Annotated in this window: 18 protein-coding genes; 16 read left to right on the top strand and 2 right to left on the bottom strand. The window is 61.8% G+C overall.

What is annotated here, in order from left to right:
• The first annotated feature begins 151 nt into the window (after window positions 1–151).
• The 13 genes from iolE (at window position 152) to J3P86_RS16055 (ending at window position 15,195) form a co-directional block, all read left to right on the top strand.
• The gene (gene iolE, locus J3P86_RS16115) at window positions 152–1,045 is read left to right on the top strand and encodes a myo-inosose-2 dehydratase (protein WP_434601148.1); all 894 of its coding nucleotides are present in this window, start codon (window positions 152–154) and stop codon (window positions 1,043–1,045) included.
• Window positions 1,042–1,851 carry a 5-deoxy-glucuronate isomerase gene (gene iolB, locus J3P86_RS16110; protein ID WP_434630206.1) on the top strand — a complete coding sequence of 270 codons (810 nt, stop codon included), beginning with the start codon at window positions 1,042–1,044 and terminating at the stop codon, window positions 1,849–1,851. Before iolE ends, iolB begins: the two co-directional genes overlap by 4 nt.
• Before the next feature lie 29 nt (window positions 1,852–1,880).
• A complete protein-coding gene (locus J3P86_RS16105; RefSeq protein WP_434698407.1) occupies window positions 1,881–3,383 on the top strand; it encodes a CoA-acylating methylmalonate-semialdehyde dehydrogenase in 1,503 nt (500 codons plus the stop codon).
• A 33-nt stretch (window positions 3,384–3,416) separates the two neighbouring features.
• Window positions 3,417–4,238: a TIM barrel protein gene (locus J3P86_RS16100; protein WP_434630210.1), complete on the top strand. Its 822-nt coding sequence runs from the start codon at window positions 3,417–3,419 to the stop codon at window positions 4,236–4,238.
• Window positions 4,239–4,388: 150 nt separating this feature from the next.
• Complete coding sequence (gene iolD, locus J3P86_RS16095; protein ID WP_434698406.1) at window positions 4,389–6,320, top strand: 3D-(3,5/4)-trihydroxycyclohexane-1,2-dione acylhydrolase (decyclizing); 1,932 nt, start codon at window positions 4,389–4,391, stop codon at window positions 6,318–6,320.
• A 29-nt stretch (window positions 6,321–6,349) separates the two neighbouring features.
• Complete coding sequence (locus J3P86_RS16090; RefSeq protein ID WP_434698405.1) at window positions 6,350–7,360, top strand: Gfo/Idh/MocA family protein; 1,011 nt, start codon at window positions 6,350–6,352, stop codon at window positions 7,358–7,360.
• Between the two features lie 260 nt (window positions 7,361–7,620).
• Window positions 7,621–8,673 (top strand): Gfo/Idh/MocA family protein, encoded by a 1,053-nt coding sequence (locus tag J3P86_RS16085; RefSeq protein WP_434698404.1) that lies wholly within the window; start codon window positions 7,621–7,623, stop codon window positions 8,671–8,673.
• Between the two features lie 94 nt (window positions 8,674–8,767).
• On the top strand, window positions 8,768–8,968 hold the full coding sequence (locus J3P86_RS16080) for a hypothetical protein (RefSeq protein ID WP_434631590.1): 201 nt from the start codon (window positions 8,768–8,770) through the stop codon (window positions 8,966–8,968).
• A 53-nt stretch (window positions 8,969–9,021) separates the two neighbouring features.
• Window positions 9,022–9,945 (top strand): sugar ABC transporter substrate-binding protein, encoded by a 924-nt coding sequence (locus tag J3P86_RS16075; protein ID WP_434698403.1) that lies wholly within the window; start codon window positions 9,022–9,024, stop codon window positions 9,943–9,945.
• Window positions 9,946–10,018: 73 nt separating this feature from the next.
• Complete coding sequence (locus J3P86_RS16070; protein WP_434630219.1) at window positions 10,019–11,572, top strand: sugar ABC transporter ATP-binding protein; 1,554 nt, start codon at window positions 10,019–10,021, stop codon at window positions 11,570–11,572.
• 35 nt (window positions 11,573–11,607) lie between these two features.
• Window positions 11,608–12,630: an ABC transporter permease gene (locus J3P86_RS16065; protein WP_003180516.1), complete on the top strand. Its 1,023-nt coding sequence runs from the start codon at window positions 11,608–11,610 to the stop codon at window positions 12,628–12,630.
• Between the two features lie 370 nt (window positions 12,631–13,000).
• A complete protein-coding gene (locus J3P86_RS16060) occupies window positions 13,001–13,405 on the top strand; it encodes a TraR/DksA family transcriptional regulator (RefSeq protein ID WP_434557518.1) in 405 nt (134 codons plus the stop codon).
• 173 nt (window positions 13,406–13,578) lie between these two features.
• Window positions 13,579–15,195 carry a methyl-accepting chemotaxis protein gene (locus J3P86_RS16055; RefSeq protein ID WP_434698402.1) on the top strand — a complete coding sequence of 539 codons (1,617 nt, stop codon included), beginning with the start codon at window positions 13,579–13,581 and terminating at the stop codon, window positions 15,193–15,195.
• Window positions 15,196–15,273: 78 nt separating this feature from the next.
• Here J3P86_RS16055 and J3P86_RS16050 read toward each other — a convergent pair whose 3' ends face one another.
• A complete protein-coding gene (locus J3P86_RS16050; protein ID WP_434630223.1) occupies window positions 15,274–15,510 on the bottom strand; it encodes a DUF2789 family protein in 237 nt (78 codons plus the stop codon).
• Between the two features lie 90 nt (window positions 15,511–15,600).
• Window positions 15,601–15,831, bottom strand: a complete 231-nt coding sequence (locus J3P86_RS16045; RefSeq protein WP_434630225.1) for a hypothetical protein — start codon at window positions 15,829–15,831, stop codon at window positions 15,601–15,603.
• A gap of 778 nt (window positions 15,832–16,609) precedes the next feature.
• On the opposite strand from J3P86_RS16045, the gene J3P86_RS16040 reads away from it, so the two are divergent.
• From J3P86_RS16040 to J3P86_RS16030, 3 genes are all read left to right on the top strand, one after another.
• Window positions 16,610–17,059: a hypothetical protein gene (locus tag J3P86_RS16040; RefSeq protein ID WP_305500385.1), complete on the top strand. Its 450-nt coding sequence runs from the start codon at window positions 16,610–16,612 to the stop codon at window positions 17,057–17,059.
• 188 nt (window positions 17,060–17,247) lie between these two features.
• Window positions 17,248–18,264, top strand: coding sequence for an ABC transporter substrate-binding protein (locus tag J3P86_RS16035; RefSeq protein ID WP_434630227.1), 1,017 nt, complete (start codon window positions 17,248–17,250; stop codon window positions 18,262–18,264).
• Between the two features lie 138 nt (window positions 18,265–18,402).
• Window positions 18,403–18,840 carry a DUF3995 domain-containing protein gene (locus J3P86_RS16030; protein ID WP_305500389.1) on the top strand — a complete coding sequence of 146 codons (438 nt, stop codon included), beginning with the start codon at window positions 18,403–18,405 and terminating at the stop codon, window positions 18,838–18,840.
• Window positions 18,841–18,850 lie beyond the last annotated feature (10 nt).

Raw genomic sequence — 18,850 nt, 5'->3', positions numbered from 1 at the left:
AGATTGTGAACACTGAGCCTGTGGGAGCGAGCCTGCTCGCGAAGGCGTCGGGTCTGCAGCGTTGATGTGACTGACCCACCGCTTTCGCGAGCAGGCTCGCTCCCACAGGGGTTCGCCGCCCTGGTTATGTAAAACAACAAAAGGTGCAGCCATGCCCGCTATTCGAATTGGCATCAACCCGATTTCCTGGAGCAACGACGACTTGCCATCGTTGGGCGGCGAGACGCCGTTGAGCACGGCGTTGAGCGAAGGCAAGGAAATCGGCTATGAAGGTTTCGAGCTCAATGGCAAGTTTCCCAAGGACGCCAAGGGCGTCGGCGACGTGTTGCGCCCTTACGATCTGGCGCTGGTCTCCGGCTGGTATTCCAGTCGACTGGCGCGGCGTTCGGCGGCCGAGGAGATCGACGCCATCGCCAGCCATGTCGAGCTGCTGGCGCAGAACGGCGCAACGGTGCTGGTCTATGGCGAAGTGGCCGATTCGATCCAGGGCCAGCGCATTCCGTTGATCGAGCGGCCACGCTTTCACACTGACGAGGCCTGGCAGGCCTATGCCGACAAGCTCACCGAGCTGGCCCGCTTCACCTTGTCACAAGGCGTGCGCCTGGCCTACCACCACCACATGGGCGCCTACGTTGAATCGCCTTCGGACATCGACAAGCTGATGGCGCTGACCGGCAGCGAGGTCGGCCTGTTGTTCGATTCGGGCCATTGCTACATGGGCGGCGGCGAACCGCTGCAGGTGCTGCGCAAACACATCGAGCGCATCTGCCATGTGCACTTCAAGGACGTGCGCAAACCCGTGGTGCAGTTGGCGCGCAACAACCTCTGGAGCTTTCCGGACTGCATCATCAACGGCACGTTCACCGTGCCTGGAGATGGCGATATCGACTTCGCTGCGTTGCTCGATGTCCTGCTGGCTGCCGATTATCAGGGCTGGCTGGTGGTGGAAGCCGAGCAGGACCCGGCGGTGGCGCCGAGTTATATCTATGCCAAGAAGGGCTACGACACCTTGCGTGCCCTGTTGCAGGAGAGAACTGCGCCATGAGCCTGCTGATCAAGAGCAATCCCAGCGACCGGACCATGGTTGAACTGCCACGCGACGCGCTGGAATACGTCGGTTTTGCCGCCTACCGCTTGAGCCTTGGCGAAAGCCTGCCGGTGGCCGCCGCAGACCGGGAATTGTGCGTGGTACTGCTCAGCGGCCGCATCAACCTCAAGGGCGAAGCACCGGGGCAGGGCGCCTTCGATTGGGACAACCTCGGCGATCGCCAGTCGGTATTCGAGGACAAATCCCCTTACGCCGCGTATCTGCCGCCCGGCAGCCAGGCCCAGATCACCGCGTTGAGCGATGTGCAAGTGGCGGTGTGCGCCGCGCCGGGCGGCGCGCCGAATGCGTACGGCCCACGGCTGATCCGTCCCGAGAGCATGAAGCGCAGCGTGCGCGGCAAGGGCGCCAATACCCGCTACGTCTGCGACATCCTGCCGGACAGCGAGCCGGCCCATTCGCTGCTGGTGGTGGAAGTGCGCACGCCGTCGGGGCATTCGTCCAGCTATCCGCCGCACAAGCACGACACCGACGACTTGCCGCACCAGAGCTTTCTCGAAGAGACCTATTACCACCAGGTCAACCCTTCCCAGGGCTTCGTGTTCCAACGGGTCTACACCGACGATCGCAGCATCGACCAGGCCATGGCCGTGGAAAACAGCGATCTGGTCGTGGTGCCCAAGGGTTACCACCCGGTCAGCGTGCCCTACGGGTACGAGTCGTATTACCTGAACGTCATGGCCGGTCCGAAGCGGGTCTGGCAATTCCATAACGATCCGCAGCATAGCTGGCTGCTCGACCTCTGAATTCGAACATTCCAACGGAGACCAGGACAATGAGCGACACCCCGGTAATAGGCCATTACATCAACGGTCAGGTGCACAGCAACGACTCCGCGCGGTTCAGCAACGTCTTCAATCCCGCTACCGGCACGGTACAGGCCCGGGTGGCGCTGGCCGAACCGGGTACCGTCGAGGCAGCGGTGGCTTCGGCGCTGGCGGCCTTTCCCGGCTGGTCCGAGCAGTCGTCGTTGCGCCGTTCCCGGGTGATGTTCAAGTTCAAGGAACTGCTTGACCGCCACCACGACGAGTTGGCGCAGATCATCAGCCGCGAGCACGGCAAGGTACTCTCCGACGCCCACGGCGAAGTCACCCGGGGCATCGAGATCGTCGAGTACGCCTGCGGTGCGCCGAGCCTGCTCAAGACCGATTTCAGCGACAACATCGGCGGTGGCATCGACAACTGGAACCTGCGCCAGCCCCTGGGCGTCTGTGCCGGGGTCACGCCATTCAACTTCCCGGTGATGGTGCCGCTGTGGATGATTCCCCTGGCGCTGGTGGCGGGCAACTGCTTCATCCTCAAGCCTTCGGAGCGCGACCCGTCCGCCAGTCTGCTGATGGCTCGGTTATTGACCGAGGCCGGGTTGCCGGATGGCGTGTTCAACGTGGTCCAGGGCGACAAGACGGCGGTGGATGCGCTGTTGCAGCACCCGGACATCGAGGCGATCTCCTTTGTCGGCTCCACGCCCATCGCCGAATACATCCACCAGCAGGGCACCGCGAACGGCAAGCGCGTGCAGGCCCTGGGCGGGGCGAAAAACCACATGATCGTCATGCCCGACGCCGACCTCGACCAGGCGGCGGATGCGCTGATCGGAGCGGCTTACGGCTCGGCCGGTGAGCGCTGCATGGCGATCTCTATCGCCGTGGCGGTGGGTGACGTCGGCGATGAGCTGATCGCGCGATTGTTGCCACGCATCGACCAGTTGAAGGTCGGCAATGGCCAGCAGCCCGGCACCGACATGGGGCCGCTGGTGACTGCCGAGCACAAGGCCAAGGTTGAAGGTTTCATCGATTCCGGCGTAGCCGAGGGCGCGCGGCTGATCGTCGACGGGAGGGGCTTCAAGGTGCCCGGGGCCGATCAGGGGTTCTTTGTCGGGGCGACGCTGTTCGACCAGGTCACTGCCGAAATGAGCATCTACCAGCAGGAGATTTTCGGCCCGGTGCTGGGGATCGTTCGTGTGCCGGATTTCGCCACGGCGGTCGCGCTGATCAACGCCCATGAATTCGGCAACGGCGTGTCGTGTTTTACCCGTGACGGCGGCATCGCCCGGGCATTCGCCCGCAGCATCAAGGTCGGCATGGTCGGTATCAACGTACCGATTCCGGTGCCCATGGCCTGGCACTCCTTTGGCGGCTGGAAGCGCTCGCTGTTCGGTGATCACCACGCTTATGGCGAGGAAGGCCTGCGCTTCTACAGTCGCTACAAGAGCGTGATGCAGCGCTGGCCGGACAGCATCGCCAAGGGTCCCGAATTCAGCATGCCCACTGCTCAATAACCCATTTCCATGAATGCCGGAGGGAGAACAACAATGAACAAGCCCCTGCGTTTTGCCTTGAACCGAATGGTTGCCCCACGCCTGTCGCTGCCCGCTTTCATCGACCTGGCGCTGGCGTTGAAAACCGATGCCATCGAAATCCGCAATGACCTCAAGGGTGTCGAAATCGAAGACGGCATGCCGCCCGCCCGGGTCCGTGAGCTGTGCGACGAACGCGGCGTCAAGGTGCTGTCGATCAACGCCCTGTACCCGTTCGACGTATGGAATGAAGAGCGCCGCGCCCAGGCCGTGCGCCTGGCCGATTACGCCCGCGAGTGTGGCGCCGAGGGCCTGGTGATGTGCCCGCTCAACGACCGCGCCGACCCGCGCAACGCCGCCGAACGCGCGGCGGGGCTACGCACCGCGCTCAGTGAGCTGGCGCCGATCCTGCGCGCCTTCGGCATCTACGGTTTTATCGAACCCCTGGGGTTCGAGGAGTGCTCGTTGCGGCGCAAACGCGCGGCGGTGGAGGCGATCAAGGCCATCGGCGGGCTGGATGTGTTCCGCCTGGTGCATGACACCTTTCACCATCACCTGGCCGGCGAGGAGGAATTTTTTCCCGAGCTGACCGGGCTGGTGCACATCTCCGGCGTCGAGGATGCGCAGGCACCGTTGGCGAGTATTCGCGACGGCCACCGGGTGCTGGTGGGCGACGCCGACATCCTTGGCAATGCCGCGCAGATCGAGGCGCTGCGCGCGGGCGGTTATGAAGGCTACCTGTCCTTCGAGCCGTTTGCCGAAAGCGTCCATGAACTGGCCGATATCCGCCAGGCGCTGGGGGCGAGTATGAGCCACCTGCAAAGCTCGCAGGCCTGACCTGATCTCAAAACGATGGAGAACCCCTGTGGGAGCGAGCTTGCTCGCGATGACGGTAACCCATTCAACACATCAGTTGCCTGATACACCGCTATCGCGAGCAAGCTCGCTCCCACACTTGACCGAGTTGCGTTTGAAAAGGGTGCAAGCATGACCACAACACGACTGACCATGGCCCAGGCCCTGGTGAAATTCCTCGATAACCAGTACATCGAGGTCGATGGCGTCCAGAGCAAGTTCGTCGCCGGGGTGTTTACCATTTTCGGCCACGGCAACGTGCTGGGCCTCGGCCAGGCACTGGAGCAGGACAGCGGCGACCTGGTGGTCCATCAGGGCCGCAACGAGCAGGGAATGGCCCATGCCGCCATCGGCTTTGCCAAGCAGCACCTGCGGCGCAGGATCTACGCCTGTAGCTCGTCGGTCGGCCCCGGTGCGGCGAACATGCTGACCGCCGCCGCCACCGCGACGGCCAACCGCATTCCTTTGCTGCTGTTGCCCGGCGATGTCTACGCCAGCCGCCAACCCGACCCGGTGCTGCAGCAGATCGAGCAGTTCCATGACCTGAGCATCAGCACCAACGATGCGTTCAAGGCCGTGAGCAAATACTGGGATCGGATCAACCGCCCCGAGCAACTGATGACCGCCGCGATCCAGGCGATGCGCGTGCTCACCGATCCGGCCGAAACCGGCGCGGTGACGCTGGCGCTACCCCAGGATGTACAGGCCGAGGCCTACGATTACCCGGATTATTTCCTGCAAAAACGTGTCCACCGCATCGACCGTCGCCCGGCCACCGAGGCGATGCTCGGCGATGCCTTGGCGCTGCTCAAGGGCAAGCGCCGGCCGTTGATCATCTGCGGTGGTGGCGTCAGATATTCAGGAGCCAACGCCGCGTTGCAGGCCTTAGCCGAGCGTTTCGACATCCCCTTCGCCGAAACCCAGGCGGGCAAAAGCGCCGTGGTCTCCAGTCATCCATTGAACGTCGGCGGCGTCGGCGAAACCGGTTGCCTGGCGGCGAACCTGCTGGCCAAGGAAGCGGACCTGATCATCGGCGTTGGCACCCGCTACAGCGATTTCACCACGGCCTCGAAATGGCTGTTCCAGCATCCCGAGGTGCAGTTTCTCAACCTCAACATCAGCCCGTGCGATGCCTTGAAGCTCGACGGTGTGCAACTGCTCGCCGATGCGCGTTCCGGGCTTGAGGCTTTGTCCGCCGCGATGGGCGCCTATCGCGCCGAATGGGGCGGGCAGATCGCCGATGCCAAGGCGCAGTTGCAGGCGGAAGTGGACCGGGTCTACCAGGCCGATTTCCAGGCTGATGACTTCGTCCCCGAGATCAACGACCACATGGACCCAGCGGTGTTTCGCGAGTTCATCGAGCTCACCGGATCCTGCCTGACCCAGAGCCGCGTGCTCGGCACCCTCAACGAAACCCTGGCCGATGATGCCGTCATCGTCGCCGCCGCCGGCAGCCTGCCGGGTGATTTGCAGCGCAGCTGGCGCAGCAAGGGCGTGAATACCTACCACGTCGAATATGGCTATTCGTGCATGGGCTACGAGGTCAATGCCGCCCTGGGCGTGAAGCTCGCCGAGCCGGACAAAGAGGTCTACGCGCTGGTGGGCGATGGCTCCTACATGATGCTGCACTCCGAACTTGCCACCTCGATCCAGGAGCGCCGCAAGATCAATGTGGTGCTGCTGGACAACATGACGTTCGGATGCATCAACAACCTGCAGATGGAACACGGCATGGACAGCTTCGGCACCGAGTTCCGCTTTCGCAACCCCGAGACGGGCAAGCTCGACGGCGCCTTCGTGCCGGTGGATTTCGCCATGAGCGCGGCGGCCTACGGTTGCAAGACCTACAAGGTCAAGACACTGGAGGAACTGCACGCCGCGCTGGCCGACGCCCGACTCCAGACGGTCTCGACGCTGATCGACATCAAGGTCCTGCCCAAGACCATGATCCACAAGTACCTGTCGTGGTGGCGGGTCGGCGTGGCGCAAGTCTCTACCAGCGCCCGTACCGATGCCGTCGCCAAGACCCTCAACGAACGACTGGCCAAGGCCCGTCAATACTGATTGCCCCAACCCTACGAAAGGAGTTCCACATGTCTTTGAAGCTGGGCGTCATCGGCACCGGGGCCATCGGCCAGGACCATATCCGTCGTTGCAGCCAGACGTTGCTCAACAGCCAGGTCGTCGCGGTGACCGACATCAACCTGGTGCAAGCGGCGAAAGTGGTGGCCGACCTGAAGTTGACCGCCGAGGTCTATCCCGACGGCCATGCACTGATCAAGGCGCCGGACGTCGAGGCGATCCTCGTCACGTCCTGGGGCCCGAGTCATGAAGAATTCGTGCTGGCGGCCATCGCCGCCGGCAAGCCGGTGTTCTGTGAGAAGCCGTTGGCCGTTACCGCCGAAGGTTGCCGCCGGATCGTCGAAGCCGAAGTGGCCCACGGCAAGCGCCTGGTACAGGTCGGGTTCATGCGCCCCTACGATGAAGGTTATCGGGCGCTCAAGTCGGTGATCGACAGCGGACAGATCGGCGAGCCGTTGATGCTGCACTGTGCCCACCGCAACCCCAGCGTGGGCGAAAACTACAAGACCGACATGGCCATCACCGACACCTTGATTCACGAGCTGGATGTGTTGCGCTGGTTGCTGGCCGACGACTACGTCTCGGTGCAGGTGGTGTTTCCACGCAAGACCAGCAAGGCCCTGGCGCACTTGCGCGATCCACAGATCGTCCTGCTGGAAACCGCCAAGGGCACGCGCATCGACGTTGAAGTGTTCGTCAATTGCCAGTACGGCTACGACATCCAGTGCGAAGTGGTGGGGGAGACCGGCATCGCCAGGCTGCCAGAACCGTCCCAGGTGCAACTGCGCAGCGGCGCCAAGCTTTCCAATGCGATCCTGATGGACTGGAAAGATCGGTTCATCGGCGCTTACGACGTCGAACTGCAGGCCTTCATCGACGGCGTGCGCGCCGGCCAGGTGGGCGGCCCCTCGGCCTGGGATGGGTTCGCCGCGGCGGTGGCGGCGGACGCGTGTATCGAAGCGCAGCAGAGCGGGCAGATCGTCAAGGTCGAGCTGCCCGAACGGCCACCATTCTACGGCTGAGCACCATTTTCCCGTGGGAGCGGGCTTGCTCGCGAAGGCGTAGTGTCAGTCGACATCAATGTTGAAATTACCGCCGCCTTCGCGTGCAAGCCCGCTCCCACAGTCGACCTCGTTTACCCTGAAGGTACTCGGTCAAATTGTGGGAGCGAGCCTGCTCGCGAAGGCGTCGGGTCTGCCTGCATTAATATGTCTGATCCACCGCTTTCGCGAGCAGGCTCGCTCCCACAGGTGCCGGCGCCCTATACAGATAAGGAGCTTTCATGCGAATCGGATTAGTAGGCTACGGCAAGGGCGGGCGTTTTTTCCATGCGCCGCTGATCAGCAGCCTGCCGGGGGCTACTTTCGTCGGCGTGGTAACCCGCTCCGCCGAGCGGCGCCAGCAGTTGGCAAGCGAGCATCCGCAGGCCCAAGCGTTCGACAGCCTTGCGCAACTGGTGGCGGCCGGCGTCGATGCGGTGGTGGTGTCCACGCCGCTGGAAGCGCGTCCGGCGCTGGTACTGGAAGCCATCGAGCACGGCGTGGGGGTGGTCAGCGATAAGCCTTTTGCCCTAGACGCCGCACAGGCCGAAACGATGGTGCTGGCCGCCGAACGGCGCAATGTGCCGTTGAGCGTGTACCAGAACCGGCGCTGGGATTCGGATTTCCTGACCGTGCGCAAGTTGCTCGGATCCGGCGCACTGGGGCAGGTGACTCGCTTTGAATCCAGCGTCGAACGTTACTCACCGACCTCGGTGGGAAAAGGCAGCGGCGGCGGATTCCTGCGGGACCTGGGCAGCCATCTGGTGGACCAGGCATTGCAATTGTTTGGTCCGGTGCTGCGGGTTTACGCCGAGCTGGATTATCGACAGCCGGACCAGGCCTACGACAACGGCTTCTTCATGTCGCTGGCCCACGCCAATGGCGTCGTGTCGCACTTGCGCGGCAGTTGCCTGCAGGACGCGCCGCGCCCACGCTTTCGGGTCAGTGGCAGCGAAGGCTGCTATACCGTCGAAGGCCTCGATGGGCAGGAAGCCCAGGCGTTGGCGGGATTGAGCCCGGCCACCGCAGGCGAGCGCTGGGGCGCCGAGGAGCACCGGCGCTGGGGCTGGTTCGAACACGGTGCCGAGCGCGAGCGCGTGGCCTCGGAACGCGGTTGCTGGCTGGCGTTCTACCAGAGTCTCCAGGCCGCCTTGCAGGGCGACGGGCCGCTGCCGGTCGCCGCTCGCGACGCCTTGGCCACGACCCGTGTCCTGGACGCTGCAAGGCAAAGCGCGGAGCAGGGCAACGTGGTGTATTTATCCACGCCCGTTGGTCATGGAACAAAAAACGAATAAAATTCTAAAATCAGTTGATATGGAAAATATTTTCCAATAAAGTCGATTCCAGGTGACCGACAACCCTGTTCGCGTTTATCCAGGCCCGGCTTGAATGAACGACGAACTAAACAAAAACAAGAAACACAGCCAGGTACCGTCGATGAAAACCTTCAACCGCTCTGCGTTTCACCTGCCACTGCCCTTGCGCCTGTCCGCAATCCTTCCTTTTTTCGAATCCCTGTGCATCCAGCGCAAGGGCGCCTTGGTGTGCTGCATGCCCGGCGCACCGATCGTGCGTTTGCCGCGTTCCTGAAGTCCGTCACGCCTTATCCATAAGACCAACAAAAATGTGGAGAAAGACCGTTCATGAAGACCAAGACCCGTATTGCCTCGCTGGCCCTGTCGTTGATGTTCGCCAGCGGCGTTGCCCTGGCGGACCTGAAGATCGGCGTCAGCATGTCCCAGTTCGATGACACCTGGTTGACCTACCTGCGCGAATCCATGGACAAGAAAGCCAAGTCCCTGCCGGACGGCGTCACCCTGCAATTCGAAGATGCGCGCAGTGACGTGGTCAAGCAGCTCAGCCAGGTGGAAAGCTTCATCAGCCAGAAGGTCGACGCGCTCATCGTCAACCCCGTTGACACCGCCGCGACCCAGCGCATCACCAAGGCCGCGGTGGCCGCGGGCATCCCGCTGGTGTACGTCAACCGCCGCCCGGACGATCTGAAGTTGCCGGAAGGGGTGGTCACCGTGGCCTCCGATGACCTGGAAGCCGGGCGCATGCAGATGCAATACCTGGCCGACAAGATGGGCGGCAAGGGCGACATCGTGATCCTGCTGGGCGACCTGGCCAACAACTCCACCACCAACCGCACCAAGGGCGTCAAGGAAGTGCTGGCCAAGTACCCGGGCATCAAGATCGAACAGGAACAGACCGGCATCTGGTCGCGGGACAAGGGCATGACCCTGGTCAATGACTGGCTGACCCAGGGCCGCGAGTTCCAGGCTGTGGTGTCCAACAACGACGAGATGGCCATCGGCGCCGCCATGGCCCTCAAGCAAGCGGGCACCAAGAAGGGCAGTGTCCTGATAGCTGGAGTCGACGGTACGCCGGACGGCTTGAACGCCATCAAGAAAGGCGACATGGCGGTCTCGGTGTTCCAGGACGCCAAGGGCCAGGCCGATGGCTCCATCGACACGGCGGTGAAAATGGCCAAGGGCGAGAAGATGCAATCCGTCGTGGTGCCGTATCGCCTGATCACGCCGGAGAACGTCGATCAGTTCAAGTGACGTCCCACCCGTTCCATCACAACAATAAACAGGCAAGGTCGCCGCGCCGATCTTGCCGAGGGAGTACCTGACCATGTTCGCATCAGCGACTGCTACGAGCGCCCCGGCGGCGACTTTCCAGCCGGGCGCATTACCTGACGAACCGTACCTGCTGGAAGTCGTCAACGTCAGCAAGGGTTTTCCCGGCGTGGTGGCCCTGTCCGACGTGCAACTGCGGGTGCGCCCCGGCTCGGTGCTGGCCTTGATGGGCGAAAACGGCGCAGGCAAATCCACGCTGATGAAAATCATCGCCGGCATCTACCAGCCGGATGCCGGTGAACTGCGCCTGCGCGGCAAGCCGATCACGTTCGACACCCCGCTGGCGGCCTTGCAGGCCGGGATCGCGATGATCCACCAGGAACTGAACCTGATGCCGCACATGAGCATCGCCGAGAACATCTGGATCGGCCGTGAGCAGCTCAACGGCCTGCACATGATCGACCACGGTGAGATGCACCGCTGCACCGCGCGCTTGCTGGAGCGCCTGCGAATCAAGCTCGACCCCGAGGAGCAGGTGGGCAACCTGAGCATCGCCGAGCGGCAGATGGTGGAGATCGCCAAGGCCGTTTCGTATGACTCGGACATCCTGATCATGGACGAACCGACCTCGGCCATCACCGAGACGGAAGTCGCGCATCTGTTTTCGATCATCGCCGACCTCAAGGCCCAGGGTAAGGGCATCATCTATATCACCCACAAGATGAATGAAGTGTTCGCCATCGCCGATGAGGTGGCGGTGTTCCGTGACGGTGCCTACATCGGTCTGCAACGGGCCGACAGCATGGACGGCGACAGCCTGATCTCGATGATGGTCGGGCGCGAGTTGAGCCAGTTGTTTCCCGAGCGGGACAAGCCCATCGGCGATCAGGTGCTGTCGGTACGCGACCTGAGCCTGGACGGTATATTCAAAGGCGTGTCGTTCGACCTGCATGCTGGCGAGATCCTCGGCATCGCCGGGTTGATGGGCTCGGGCCGGACCAATGTCGCCGAGGCGATCTTTGGCGTGACCCCGGCCACCGGCGGCGAGATCCTGCTGGACGGCGAGCCGGTGCGCATCACTGATCCGCACATGGCGATCGAGAAGGGCTTCGCCCTGTTGACCGAAGACCGCAAGCTCAGCGGCCTGTTTCCCTGCCTGTCGGTGCTGGAAAACATGGAGATGGCGGTGTTGCCCCATTACGTCGGCAACGGCTTCATCCAGCAAAAAGCCCTGCGCGCGCTGTGCGAAGAAATGTGCAAGAAACTGCGGGTCAAGACGCCGTCCCTCGAGCAGTGCATCGACACCTTGTCCGGCGGCAACCAGCAGAAAGCGTTGCTGGCCCGCTGGCTGATGACCAACCCGCGCATCCTGATCCTCGACGAGCCGACCCGCGGTATCGATGTTGGCGCCAAGGCGGAAATCTACCGACTCATTTCCTACCTCGCCAGCGAAGGCATGGCGGTCATCATGATTTCCTCGGAGCTGCCCGAAGTGCTCGGCATGAGCGACCGGGTCATGGTGATGCACGAAGGTGACCTGATGGGCACCCTCGACCGTAGCGAAGCGACCCAGGAACGAGTCATGCAACTGGCGTCGGGCCTGTCCTGATTGCCCGTCCGCCCAGATAACAAAGGTAAATGGCTATGAACGCGATACTGGAAAACAAACCCGCGGCCGCACCGGCCAGGACGCGTCGACGGTTGCCGACGGAACTGAGCATTTTCCTGGTGCTGATCGGCATCGGGCTGGTGTTCGAGATGTTCGGCTGGATCATGCGCGACCAGAGCTTCCTGATGAATTCGCAGCGCCTGGTGCTGATGATCCTGCAGGTGTCGATCATCGGCCTGCTGGCCATCGGCGTGACCCAGGTGATCATCACCACTGGCATCGACCTGTCATCCGGCTCGGTACTGGCGCTGTCGGCGATGATTGCCGCCAGCCTGGCCCAGACTTCGGATTTCGCCCGGGCGGTGTTTCCCTCGCTGACCGACTTGCCGGTGTGGATCCCGGTGGTGGCGGGGCTGGGGGTCGGTTTGCTGGCCGGCGCAATCAACGGCAGCATCATCGCCCTTACCGGCATCCCGCCGTTCATCGCCACCCTCGGCATGATGGTCTCGGCGCGAGGCCTGGCGCGGTACTACACTGAAGGCCAGCCGGTGAGCATGCTGTCTGATTCCTATACGGCCATCGGTCATGGCGCGATGCCGGTGATCATCTTCCTGGTGGTGGCGGTGATCTTTCACATTGCCTTGCGCTACACCAAGTACGGCAAATACACCTACGCCATCGGCGGCAACATGCAGGCGGCGCGGACCTCGGGCATCAACGTCAAGCGTCATCTGGTGATCGTCTACAGCATCGCCGGGCTGCTGGCGGGACTCGCCGGCGTGGTGGCTTCGGCGCGTGCGGCGACCGGGCAGGCGGGCATGGGCATGTCCTATGAGCTGGACGCGATTGCCGCGGCGGTGATCGGCGGCACCAGCCTGGCCGGCGGGGTGGGGCGCATCACCGGGACGGTGATCGGCGCGCTGATCCTCGGGGTGATGGCCAGCGGCTTCACCTTTGTCGGTGTCGACGCCTATATCCAAGACATCATCAAGGGGCTGATCATCGTGGTCGCTGTGGTCATCGACCAATACCGCAACAAGCGCAAACTCAAGCGCTAGGTCACTGCCGATGCGACAAAGCGCCACGCCTGACCGCGTGGCGTTGCCATTTGTCTTCTAAATACAGCCATTGCAGCGAATTTCTTGTTATAAACGCACTCCGATGGCCGGTAGAAGCCTGTCGAGGCAGCATTTGAAGCGGTTGTCGGACATTTTCCCCATGTTTTCGGTTGCTGACACCCCAACTCGGCCTTAGACTGCCGCCCCTCGTAAATTGAGTGCCGGGTGGCGCTTGGAATAAACGGCGCCTTCCCGATGAGCGTGGCGGCTCAGGACGGGTACGAGAAGTCACGCAGGCGCCTTTCGTACCAAGTCCGGTGCGGGACGCTCCATAATTCGCCTTAATGCACGTTTTTTTATAGAGATATCAATGACAAAGGAAAAGTTGCTGGCCATGCCGGCGGATGACTACATGAATGCCGAGCAACTGGCTTACTTCACCAAGCTGTTGCAGAACATGAAGGTCGAAACCCACGAGCGCATCGAACAGAACCGAATCGCCATTGAGAGCCTGGACACCCCGGCCGACCCGGCGGACGCCGCTTCCGTGGAAGAAGAGCGCACCTGGCTGGTCAACGCCATCGATCGCGACCAACGCATGCTGCCGCAACTGGAGCAGGCCCTGGACCGCATCAACGACCAAAGCTTCGGCTGGTGCGACGACAGCGGCGAGCCGATCGGCCTCAAGCGCCTGCTGATCAGCCCGACCACCAAGTACTGCATCGAAGCCCAGGAACGTCACGAACAGATCGACAAGCACCAGCGTCAGGCCTGATTCCGTTCCAGAAAAAGATCGCAGCCTTCTTTCGGAGGCTGCGATCTTTTTGCTTTCGCCTGTTCGCCTATGCTCATTGAGCTGATGCAAAAAACACGACTAATGGACCATGGATAATGGCCTTGTAGTGGCGTTTAATGCGTGCATAACAATGAGAAATGTGGGTGACAAACATGGCGACAGACGGATCTCTGGCGGCGGCAGCGTCGGCCTCGGTGCCCGCGGCGGGTGGCACGGCGCGCTGGGTTGCGCCGACCTTGCAAAGCGTCGCGCTGGTTTTGCTGCTTTGCGGCATGACATTGGGCGGTTGGTCGTTGTACCTGGGCCTGCCGCTGGCGCTGCTCATCGTCTGGTTGCCACGTCTGCGCTCGCGCCTGGCCAGTACTCCCGCGCCGGCGGCGAGCGACAGCCTGGCCGAGCTGACCCGCGATCTTTCCTACACCACCAGCCATAACGCTCTGTCGGCGGCGGGGGTGGCCTATTCGGTCAAGCAATTGGCCGGCAAGGTCCAGTCGCAGCTGGGCGCCGCGGCGCAGATCGTCAGCAATGCCGAGGCGATGATCGCGACCGAGCAGGCCACCTCGCAGCTCAGCCAGCAGGCGCTGGGCGCGGCCAGCGAGGCCCATCGCAGCAGTGTCGCCGGGCGCAGCGAACTGGTGGAATCCATCAGCCGCATGCATCAGCTCAGCCAACGCGCCAATGACAGCCGTGAGTTGATCGAAGCGCTGAGCGTGCGCAGCGACGAAATCCAGCGCGTGAGCCTGGTGATTCAATCGATCGCCAGCCAGACCAACCTGTTGGCGCTCAATGCCGCCATCGAAGCGGCCCGGGCCGGTGAGCATGGCCGCGGATTCGCGGTAGTGGCAGACGAGGTCCGCGGCCTGGCCGGGCGCACGGCCGCGGCAACCGGCGAGGTCGGGGTGATGGTGGCGGACATCCAGCAGCGCACTGCGCAGGTGGTTGAACAGATCCGACAACTGGCCGGCGACCTGGACAGCGGCGTGCAGCAGGTCGAGCACACCGGCCAACACCTGGAGAACATTGCCCGGCTCGCGGCCGGTGTCGAAACCCAGGTCAGCGCCATCGCCCAAGGCACCGATACCAACCGCGAGCAGCTCGACAGTCTGTTCCATGCCATCGAGCAGATGCGCAGCGACCTGGCGATCAGCGATCAACAGACCCAGCGCCTGGCCGAGGCGGCCGTACAGATGGAAGGCCAGGCCGAAACCATCAGCGAGCGTTTGGCCGAGGTGGGCCTCGATGATTACCACCAGCGGGTCTATGACCTGGCCCGCGAAGGCGCGAGCCGGATTGCCGCGCAGTTCGAAGCGGATGTCGATCAGGGGCGTATCAGCCTCGAAGACCTGTTCGACCGCAACTACCAGCCCATCCCCAATACCCACCCGGCCAAGTTCCAGACCCGTTTTGACCGCTACACCGATCAGGTACTGCCGGCTATACAGGAACCGCTACTCGCCCGGCATGAAGGCCTGGTGTTTGCGATTGCCTGTACCCAGCAAGGCTATGTGCCGACCCACAACAACGCCTTCTGCCAGCCGCTGACCGGTGATCCTCAGGTGGACACGCTGAGCAACCGCACCAAGCGCAAGTTTTCCGATCGAACCGGGATTCGCTGCGGCAGCCACCAACAGCCGGTGTTGCTGCAAACCTATACGCGTGACACCGGGGAACTGATGCATGACCTGTCGGTGCCGATCATGCTCAAGGGGCGTCACTGGGGAGGATTGCGGTTGGGTTACAAACCCGAGAAGCCGCGCCAGGGGCGTTGATCACGATCAAACACCGACCTGTGGCGAGGGGATTTATCCCCTCGCCACAAGAGCGACCGCATGCATCTGGCTCCTGGTTTACTTGCCGTCGTGCAAGCGCACATTCAGTTGATCCACCAGCACTGCTTCCTCACCGTCGGCGACTAGCCATTCGCGCAGCAGGTCTCTTTGCTGGTCCGACCAGAAAGGCGCATCGACCAATTTGGTGTTCGGATCCAGCGGGTGTGCCATGATGAAGTCGTCGATGGCACTGCCTTCCGAAGGCAGGCCCAATTGATCAAACAGGGTTTTGAGCTCGTGTGATGGTTGTTCCATGTTGCAGGACTCCTCTGGACTGCCGCCGTCATGGCGCCTCGGTTGCTTCCCTTATCTGAGGCCAGGCAGTCGTCAGGAGTTCGATCGATTTCAAGCTTTCAACGCACCTTCATCCACGGCGAGCTTCAATGCCTTTGCCGCATCCCTGGCGGCTTCGGCAGCAATTTCCGTAGTCTTGAACCAGCGATCCTTCTCCACCTGGTGGTAAGTGACAGCGTTGGAAGGTGATTTGGCGCGCATCACAATGACGGCCTGGAACTCGCCTTCGACCTCTCTGGCTTCGCCCCGGATGAAAAATTCGCCGATATCCAATTCCGTCACGTCGCGCCTTCCCTTCAAAGTCATTTTATTGTGCGAAGACCGCCAATGGATGGCGGCCTGCGCTGGGCGGCCAGTATGGCAGCAGTTGCCGGTCGGCGGCTGAGTTAAGTCATGGACGGGGTGCGGATAAAACGCAAGCGTTCTGTTCGAGGCGCCTGGCCAGGTAGCAGGCTTCGTTATGATCGGCGCGGAAACCTCTTACGCGTCCAGTCGCCGTTTCTTCGATATGGAAAAAACACGTCCCGGCCAGGACGACTCGGTATCGCGGCAGGATCAGGGCCGTTGCGAGGTGGTTCTCGGCACCAGGGCGCTCATATGCTTGGGCAATACGCGAATCAAGGGGGCGGAGCAACGTTGGGGAAGTACCCATGGGAATTCCTTTTCATGGTTTACCGACGAATTGCCGGTTGTTTCGAGTAGTCTGCGCGCCATCGGCTGCTCTAGAATCGACGGCGCCGTGTGGACGGCTGTGCCTATCTAAAGCAATTTTTTTTGCCCTCGATGTCAGAAAAATGCTTTTTTAACTGAGAAATTTCCCTAAAGTTAGTAGTCCCACCTTTTCCGATGCGCAGAGTGGCGTTTTCCTTCAGCCTCTGACGATCGCGGGGAAAGGCAGCGAGAGTGGCAATCCATTAGTCTTCTCTCGCTCGGGTCTGGGCGCGTCGTTCAATTCGAATTCAACTACAGGTCATTGCGACCTTGCGGGTTCTCGTGGTCCGTCTTTCAGGGCGGGTCATTCAAAGATGGGGATGTTTCCTTGGCAGTAAGTAATCTCGACATGCACGCGTTATTTGTACTGGGTGACCTTCGGGCAAAGCTGGTCAAGCAATTCCAGTCACGTTTTGTCTACATCACCGAACAAACCGCCGAGGGCATCTATGTTGCCGAACTCGATACGGAATCGGCGCTGGTGGTTGATGACAAGCCTCGGCTTGAACTCAAGGTCGGTGATCATTTTCGCGCGGCGGTATTGCCAAGTCGCGAGGGTGGCAAGTTTGAAATCCGTTTTCGTGAAATCAAGTTGACGGTCTATGGCCTCGGTGACTATGCCTTCGTCACGACTGCCGATGGCCATGCGATTCTGTTCAAGGAAGGCCACAGCGTGTTGACCGTCTTCGCGGCCCACGAACAGTTGCAGGAAGGTTTGACCAAGACGCTGAAAGCGGTCACCGCCAAGGCCGCCAAATGGCGCAAGGGCGAACTCGTGACGTTCAAGGCCAGCGAATAGTCAGTCCGCGCCCATTGGGAAATGGCGCATGGGTCTGAATCTTTTTCGGCCTCCTCATACCTTTGACAGTTTTTTAAAAGGCTGTTGCTGGAACCTTGGCTACAGTCAAATGACTGAACTATTCACAGGCTTGCGTTCGCTTCGCAACGCCGTTCGGTTATTGCTGTGTCCGGCATGAGGTATCAAGCATGAAACGAGTTCGACAGTGGCTGGCTGCGTGCGCCACCACCCTCGCTGTGTTGGTTTCGCCACTTCCGGCATCCGCTGCTGCTTCGGCGCCGATCCACTTTGCCGACCTGAACTGGGAAAGTGGCAGCCTGATCACCGACATCCTGCGGATCATCGTCGAAAAAGGCTACGGGTTATCGACCGACACGTTACCGGGCACCACCATTACCCTGGAAACCGCCCTGGCCAACAACGATATCCAGGTGATCGGTGAAGAGTGGGCGGGGCGCAGCCCGGTGTGGGTCAAGGCCGAGGCCGAGGGCAAGGTGGTTGCCCTGGGCGATACGGTCAAGGGCGCGACCGAAGGTTGGTGGGTGCCGGAATACGTCATCAAGGGCGACCCGGCCAAGGGGATCAAGCCGCTCGCGCCGGACCTGCGCAGCGTCGAGGACCTGGCGCGCTACAAACATGTGTTCAAGGATCCTGAAAGCCCCGACAAGGGGCGCTTCCTCAACAGCCCCATCGGCTGGACGTCCGAAGTCGTCAACAAGCAGAAACTCAAGGCTTATGGTCTTTCCGACAGCTACGTGAATTTCCGCAGCGGTTCCGGGGCCGCGCTTGATGCGGAAATTACTTCTTCGATCCGCCGTGGCAAGCCGATCCTGTTTTACTACTGGTCGCCCACGCCGTTGCTGGGGCGTTTCAAACTGGTGCAACTGCAAGAACCACCATTCGATGCCGAGGCCTGGAAGACTCTGACCGACGCCGACAATCCGAATCCGAAACCGACTCGCTCCCTGGCCTCGAAGCTGTCGATCGGTGTGTCCGTGCCGTTCCAGAAGCAGCATCCGGACATCGCCGAGTTCTTCGGCAAGGTCGACCTGCCCATCGAGCCGCTGAACAAGGCCCTGGCCGACATGAGCGAGAAACGCACGCCGCCCCGCGAAGCCGCCGAGGCGTTCCTCAAGGCCCACCCACAGGTCTGGCAGGCCTGGTTGCCCAAGGACGTCGCCGACAAAGTCGCGGCGGGGCTGTAGAACTTTGTGATGCCAGCCTGTTGAACAGTTGATCCCGGGCAAATCGTCATTCGCTGGAACCTGGCAACCTGAGCCCGTCCAGCGAAATGTCAGATTCAAGCTAGGATGATTGTTCAACCTTTTTCAGGAGGCTGGCGAATGACGCTTTTATTGGCTCGGTCGCTGGTCGCAGTGTTTGCGACCATCAGCTTGTTTCATTTGTATTGGGCCCTGGGTGGGCGCTGGGCAGCCCTGGCGGTGGTACCGCAGGTTCCGGTGAAGCAGGGCGACACGCTGCGACCGGCGTTCAACCCGTCGGGATGGCTGACGCTGCTGGTGGCCCTTGCGCTGTTGATGATTGCGCTGCTGGTGTGCCTGCGGGTCGGGCTGATTTCGCCGCCCGTCACTCATCGCGCCTTGCAATGGCTGATCAGTGCCATTGCCTTGCTGATGTTCGCCCGGGCCATTGGCGAGTCGAACCTGGTGGGCTTCTTCAAGGAGGTCAAGGGCTCGACGTTTGCCCGGCTCGACACCTGGGTCTATTCGCCGTTGTGTGTCGTGCTGGGCGCGGGGTTGCTGACGGTGGCGTGGGCTTGATTCACTCCGT

The organism is Pseudomonas sp. D1-1 (genome assembly GCF_051132225.1).
GTDB lineage: Bacteria > Pseudomonadota > Gammaproteobacteria > Pseudomonadales > Pseudomonadaceae > Aquipseudomonas.
This window is presented reverse-complemented; position numbering and strand designations above follow the sequence as displayed.

Coding starts and splice junctions, on each gene's coding strand:
- J3P86_RS16040 (WP_305500385.1), top strand. CDS start 16,610: ATGCACGCGTTATTTGTACTGGGTGACCTTCGGGCAAAGCTGGTCAAG.
- J3P86_RS16085 (WP_434698404.1), top strand. CDS start 7,621: ATGCGAATCGGATTAGTAGGCTACGGCAAGGGCGGGCGTTTTTTCCAT.
- J3P86_RS16105 (WP_434698407.1), top strand. CDS start 1,881: ATGAGCGACACCCCGGTAATAGGCCATTACATCAACGGTCAGGTGCAC.
- iolD (WP_434698406.1), top strand. CDS start 4,389: ATGACCACAACACGACTGACCATGGCCCAGGCCCTGGTGAAATTCCTC.
- iolE (WP_434601148.1), top strand. CDS start 152: ATGCCCGCTATTCGAATTGGCATCAACCCGATTTCCTGGAGCAACGAC.
- J3P86_RS16070 (WP_434630219.1), top strand. CDS start 10,019: ATGTTCGCATCAGCGACTGCTACGAGCGCCCCGGCGGCGACTTTCCAG.
- J3P86_RS16050 (WP_434630223.1), bottom strand. CDS start 15,510: ATGGAACAACCATCACACGAGCTCAAAACCCTGTTTGATCAATTGGGC.
- J3P86_RS16090 (WP_434698405.1), top strand. CDS start 6,350: ATGTCTTTGAAGCTGGGCGTCATCGGCACCGGGGCCATCGGCCAGGAC.
- J3P86_RS16100 (WP_434630210.1), top strand. CDS start 3,417: ATGAACAAGCCCCTGCGTTTTGCCTTGAACCGAATGGTTGCCCCACGC.
- J3P86_RS16060 (WP_434557518.1), top strand. CDS start 13,001: ATGACAAAGGAAAAGTTGCTGGCCATGCCGGCGGATGACTACATGAAT.
- J3P86_RS16035 (WP_434630227.1), top strand. CDS start 17,248: ATGAAACGAGTTCGACAGTGGCTGGCTGCGTGCGCCACCACCCTCGCT.
- iolB (WP_434630206.1), top strand. CDS start 1,042: ATGAGCCTGCTGATCAAGAGCAATCCCAGCGACCGGACCATGGTTGAA.
- J3P86_RS16030 (WP_305500389.1), top strand. CDS start 18,403: ATGACGCTTTTATTGGCTCGGTCGCTGGTCGCAGTGTTTGCGACCATC.
- J3P86_RS16065 (WP_003180516.1), top strand. CDS start 11,608: ATGAACGCGATACTGGAAAACAAACCCGCGGCCGCACCGGCCAGGACG.
- J3P86_RS16055 (WP_434698402.1), top strand. CDS start 13,579: ATGGCGACAGACGGATCTCTGGCGGCGGCAGCGTCGGCCTCGGTGCCC.
- J3P86_RS16080 (WP_434631590.1), top strand. CDS start 8,768: ATGAACGACGAACTAAACAAAAACAAGAAACACAGCCAGGTACCGTCG.
- J3P86_RS16075 (WP_434698403.1), top strand. CDS start 9,022: ATGAAGACCAAGACCCGTATTGCCTCGCTGGCCCTGTCGTTGATGTTC.